This is a genomic window from Streptosporangium vulgare, from assembly GCF_042428775.1.
Taxonomy (GTDB): Bacteria; Actinomycetota; Actinomycetes; order Streptosporangiales; family Streptosporangiaceae; genus Streptosporangium; species Streptosporangium vulgare.
Window position 1 is genome coordinate 1 of record NZ_JBHMBS010000165.1, and the last position, 583, is coordinate 583.

The 583-nt window shown below is 53.7% G+C and carries 1 protein-coding gene; it reads left to right on the forward strand.

Annotated features, from left to right (window positions below):
* Positions 1-42: 42 nt before the first annotated feature.
* Positions 43-583 (forward strand): FAD-dependent monooxygenase (locus ACFFRH_RS44955; RefSeq protein ID WP_512701154.1); only part of this gene is annotated, 541 nt, incomplete at its 3' end.

Genomic DNA, 583 nt, shown 5'->3' on the forward strand with positions numbered 1-583 from the left:
TAAACAATGCAAAGTGTTGATGTAGCCATTGTTGGCGGCGGCATGGTGGGGCTGGCGGTTGCCTGTGGCTTACAGGGGAGCGGCTTACGCGTTGCCGTACTGGAGCAGCGCGTACAGGAACCTCTGGCGGCGAATGCACCACCACAACTGCGCGTTTCGGCTATCAATGCCGCCAGCGAAAAATTACTCACCCGTCTTGGCGTCTGGCAGGACATTCTCTCTCGTAGGGCCAGCTGTTATCACGGTATGGAAGTGTGGGACAAAGACAGCTTTGGTCACATTTCGTTTGACGATCAAAGCATGGGCTATAGCCATCTTGGGCATATCGTTGAAAATTCAGTGATTCACTACGCGCTGTGGAACAAAGCGCATCAGTCGTCAGATATCACTCTGTTAGCCCCCGCAGAATTACAGCAGGTCGCCTGGGGAGAAAATGAAACCTTCCTGACGCTGAAAGATGGCAGCATGTTAACGGCGCGTCTGGTGATTGGCGCGGACGGCGCTAATTCCTGGTTGCGCAACAAAGCCGATATTCCGCTGACTTTCTGGGATTATCAGCATCACGCGCTGGTAGCGACCATTC